Here is a 5,419-nt window from a genome sequence, read left to right on the forward strand (position 1 = left end):
CCGCGAGCATCGCCGCGACGATCTCCACACCCCGGGGCAACAGCAGAGCCACCACCGACTCCACCCCCACACCCCCAGCCACCAGACCAGCAGCCAACTCATCCGACCGCGCATCAAGCTGCGCATAGGTCAGACTCACTGCGCCGGCGGTGACCGCGACAACATCCGGATGTGTCGTCACCTGGGCGGCGAACAGATCCAGGATCGTGCCGTCCGGTGTCGGGGCCGCGGTGTCGTTCCAGGCCTCCAGCACCAGCGTCCGCTCCGCCGGATCCACCACATCGACCGCACGCACCGGCAGATCCGGAGCCGCCGTCACCAACTCCAACACCCGACCGAACCACCGCGCCAACCGCTCCACCGTCACCACATCGAACAAATCCGCCGCACCGGTCACCCAGCCGGTCAGGCCGGCCGGACGACCATCCGCGTCGAGGCCCTCCCTGAGCCCGAGTTCGAGGTCGAAGCGAGCCACCGGCGCCGATTCGGCGATCGGCGTGGACTCGATCCGTACTCCGGGCAGGTCGAGGACGGCGCGGTCGATGTTCTGGAGGGTCAGCATCACCTGGAACAGCGGATGCCGCGACAACGACCGCTCCGGCGCCAACTCCTCCACCAGCCGCTCGAACGGCACATCCTGATGCGCCAACGCACCGAGCGTCGTCTCCCGCACCCGACCCAACACCTGCCGGAACCCCGGATCCCCCGACAGATCAGTACGGATCACCAGCGTGTTGACAAAGAACCCGACCAGATCATCAAGCGCCTCATCCGTACGGCCGGCGACCGGGCATCCGATCGGGATGTCGGTGCCCGCACCCAGCCGGGACAGCAGCACCGCGAATGCCGCTTCGACCACCATGAACGGCGTGGCGTCCTCGGCCCGGGCGAGCTCGACCAGTCGTTCGTGCACCTGCGCCGAAATCCGAAGCGGCGCCCGATGCGCGCGGTGTCCGGCCGTCGCCGGACGTGAACGATCTGCCGGCAGCGCCAGTTCTTCCGGTGCACCGGCCAGGGCCCGGCGCCAGTACGCCACCTGCCCGGCCAAGAGACTGCTCGGATCGGACTCGTCGCCCAGCAACTCCCGCTGCCACGACGCGTAGTCCGCGTACTGCACCGGCAGCGGCTCCCACACCGGTGTCTCGCCCCGGCGCCGTGCCTCGTACGCGGTCGCCACGTCCCGCATCAGCGGCCGACGGGACCAGCCGTCGGTGGCGACGTGATGCACCACCAGAGCGAGCACGTGGACGTCCGGCGCGACCCGGAACAGCCAGCCACGGACGGGAATCTCGGTCGTCAGATCGAAGGCGTACTGTGCCGCCTGCGCTACGGCATCGGCCAACTCGGTCGCCGGTACCGACGCCGACGACAACCGCCCATCGATATCCTCTGGCGCGAGAATGTGCTGATACGGCTCGTCGTCCGCGACCGCGAAGACCGTACGCAGTGACTCGTGCCGCGCGATGACGTCCCGCAATGCCGCTTCCAGGGCGGGGACGTCCAAGTCACCGGTCAGCTGCGCGATCGACGGGATGTTGTATGTGGGACTGGGCCCGTCCATCTGGGCCAGGAACCACAGCCTGCGTTGCGCGTACGAGAGCGGTGGCCGCTCCGGACGCGCCGTCGCCCGCAGCGCCGGCCGCGGCCGCTCCGCCGGACCGGCCAGCCGGGCGGCCAGGCCGGCAGGAGTGGGTGCCTCGAAGAACATGCGGATTTTGACTTCGACGCCGAGACCGGCGCGGATCCGGGACAGCAGCCGGATGGCCAGCAGGGAGTGGCCGCCGAGATCGAAGAAGCTGTCGTCCACCCCCACCCGCTCCACCCCGAGCACGTCAGCGAAGAGCGCGCACAGTTGTTCTTCCCGCTCGGTGGCCGGCGCGCGGCTCACCGGCGCGGCCGCGTACCCGGGAGCCGGAAGGGCGGCGCGGTCCAGCTTGCCGTTGGCGGTCAGCGGCAGGTCCGGCAGGGTGACGACCGCCGCTGGCAACATGTACTCGGGCAGCCGGCCGACCAGGAACTCCCGTAGTTCCCCCTCGGTGGGCACGGTCTGCTGCTCGGCGGGCACGACGTAGGCGACGAGGCGAGCGTCTCCCGAGGTGTCCGCGTGGGCGACGACGGCGGCACGAACGACCGCCGGGTGGGCGCGCAGGGCGTTCTCGACCTCACCCGGTTCGACCCGGTATCCGCGCACCTTGATCTGCTCGTCGGCCCGGCCCAGGAAGACCAGTTGTCCGTCGGCGGTCCACTTCACCCGGTCGCCCGTGCGGTACATCCGGTCACCGGACCCATACGGGCAGGCCACGAACCGTTCACCGGTGAGCGCTGGCCGGGCCACGTAACCCCGGGCCAGTCCGGTGCCGGCTACGTAGAGCTCACCGGCCACTCCGACCGGTACCGGCGCCAACTCGGCGTCGAGCACGTACGCCCGGGTGTTGGCCATCGGCGTGCCGATCGGGACGGTGCCGACCGCCACCGATGCGGCGGTCAACTCGGTGGTGGTCACACCGATCGTGGTCTCGGTCGGGCCGTAGTGGTTGAAGACCCGGCGGTCACCGGCCGCCGCGAGCAGTTCGCCGACCCAGGGCGCGGGCGCCGCCTCGCCGCCGAGCACGATCGACCGGGCCGGAATCGCACCCTCGAACCCGGTCACCGCACTCAGCGCGGCCAGATGCGACGGTACGGCCTTCAACACATCGATCTGCCGCTCAGCCAGATATCCGGCCACCGCCTGCGGGTCCATGACGGCGCTCTCGTCGAACACGTGCAACTGCCCGCCGGTGGCCAGACTGATGAACACCACCGTGTTGCCGAGGTCGGTCACCTGCGGCTGGAGCAGGCCGTACCGTAGCCCCGCGCCGTGCCAGTCAAGGCGCTCGGACACACTCGACACGTAGTTGGTGAGTGCCTCCTGGGTGACGGCGACCCCCTTCGGCGTGCCGGTCGATCCGGACGTGTACATGACGTACGCGAGGGCGCGCGAGTCCGTCGTGACGCCGGGCGCGGTGTCCGGGTAGCCGTCGAGCGTGCTGGACAGGTCGAGGCGCACCATCGGCACCGCGGACGTCGTCTCTCGGTCGGTCACCAGTACACCGGCACCGCTGTCGGCCACCATGAAGGCGACGCGCTCGGTCGGCAACGCGGCATCCACCGGCAGGTACGCACCACCCGCCTTCCACACCGCCAGGATGGCCGTGATCATGTCCGCGCCACGCGGCAGGCAGAGCGCCACCACCGACTCCTCGCGCACCCCCTGTCCTCGCAGACAGTGCGCAAGCCGGTTGGCCCGCCGCTCCACGTCGGCGTAGGTCAGCTCGACGCCGCCGGCCACCACCGCGACCGCATCCGGCGACTCTGCCGCGCGGCGCTCGAACCACTCGACCACGGTGCCGTCGGCAACCGGGACGGTGGTGTCGTTCCAGCCATACAGCACCTGATCCCGTTCGTCCGTGCCGAGCAGGTCGAGCGAGTTCAGGCGCGCGTCGGGTACGGTGCTGAGCGTTTCGAGGAGCCGGGTGAACCAGGCCGCGATCCGTTCCGCGGTCGCCGCTTCGAACAGATCCGCGGCTGCCGTCATCGAACCACGCAGGCCGTTCGGAGCACCCTGGTCGTCGAACTCCTCGGCGATCATCACATCCAGGTCGAACCGGGCGGCGGGACGTGTCGACGACATCCGCTCCACCGCCACGCCGGGCAGATCAAGGGCGACCGCGGCGTTGTTGTGCAGCGTCAGCAGCACCTGGAAGAGCGGGTGCCGGCCCAGTGACCGGGCCGGCGCGAGTTCCTCGACGAGCCGCTCGAACGGCACGTCCTGGTGCGCCAGCGCGCCCAGCGTGGTCTCCCGTACCCTGCTCAGCACCTCTCGGAAATCCGGGTCGCCGGCGAGATCGTTGCGGATGACCACCGTGTTCACGATGAAACCGACGACGTCGTCCAGGGCCTCGTCCGTGCGGCCGGCTACCGCCGATCCGATCGGGATGTCGGTGCCCGCGCCCAGCCGGGACAGGAGTACGGCGAGTGCCGCCTGCAACACCATGAACAGTGTCACGCCCTGGTTGCGGGTCAGCGCGGCCAGCCGCTGATGCACATCGGCCGGTATCCGCAGCGGGATCGAATGCCCGCCATAGCCGGCAGCGGCCGGGCGGATCCGGTCGTGTGGCAACGCCAGCTCTTCCGGTGCCCCGGCGAGCGCCTGTCGCCAGTACTCGATCTGCGTGGCGAGCCGGCTGTCCGGGTCGGACTCGTCGCCCAACAGTTCCCGCTGCCACAGGGCGTAGTCGGCGTGTTGCAGCGGCACCGGTCCCCAGCCCGGCTCCCGGCCGCACACCCGCTCGGCATAGGCGGTGGACAGATCCCGGCCGATCGGGCCCATCGACCAACCGTCGACGGCGATGTGGTGCACCGCGAGGACCAGGATCCACTCGCTGGACCCGGTGTCGAACAACCATGCCCGGATCGGCAGGTCGGTGGCTAGATCGAAATGGGCACGGGTCGCCTCACGGAGGGCATCAGCCAACACCTCCGGGTCGACCGAAGTGACCTGGACCCGCCAGTCGAACTCCCCCGGATCCAGGATCCGCTGGTAGGGCTCGCCATCGACGGACGCGAAGACGGTGCGCAGCGACTCGTGCCGCCCGATGACGTCCCGCAACGCCGCGTCGAGCGCGGACACATCGAGATCGCCGGTCAGCCGCATCACGGCCGGCATGGTGTAGGTCCGGCTGGGCCCCTCGAGCTGCGCCAGGAACCACAGCCGCCGCTGGGCGAAGGAGAGCGGGACCAGGTCGGGGCGCGCGCCGGCCTGCGGGACCGGACGGTTCCGTGTGTCCGGCCCGTTGAGCCGGTCCGCGAGTCCCGCGACCGTCGGACTTTCGAACAGGGTGCGGATTTCGAGGTCGACGCCGAGCGTGGCTCGGATGCGTGAGACGAGGCGTACCGCGAGCAGGGAGTGTCCGCCGAGGTCGAAGAAGCTGTCGTCGACGCCGACCGAGTCCAGGCCGAGGATGTGTGCGAAGGCGGCGCACAGCAGTTGCTGTTGCACGGTCGTCGCGGCCCGTCCGTTTCCGCTGCCGGTGGTGTGTTCGGGGGCGGGCAGGGCTCGGCGGTCGAGTTTGCCGCTGGTGGTCATCGGCAGCGTGGGGAGGGTCACCACGGTGGCCGGGACCATGTACTCGGGCAGCCGGGCCGCGGCGTGGGTACGTAGCTCGTCGTCGGGCACCGCGTCCGTGGCCGGTACGACGTAGGCGATCAGCCGCCGGTCGCCGGTGGAGTCCTCCCGCGCCAGGACCGCGACCTGCTCGACACCCGGATGGGTCAACAGCACAGTCTCGATCTCACCCGGCTCGATCCGGTATCCCCGTACCTTGACCTGGTCATCGACCCGGCCCAGGAACACCACCTGCCCATCGGCGGTCCATCTGAC

1 protein-coding gene is annotated in these 5,419 nt (G+C 70.1%); it reads right to left on the bottom strand.

Annotated features, from left to right (window positions below):
* Window positions 1-5,419 (bottom strand): non-ribosomal peptide synthetase (locus I0C86_RS38670; protein WP_196206278.1); only part of this gene is annotated, 5,419 nt, incomplete at both ends.

This window comes from Plantactinospora alkalitolerans (genome assembly GCF_015690345.1).
GTDB lineage: Bacteria > Actinomycetota > Actinomycetes > Mycobacteriales > Micromonosporaceae > Plantactinospora > Plantactinospora alkalitolerans.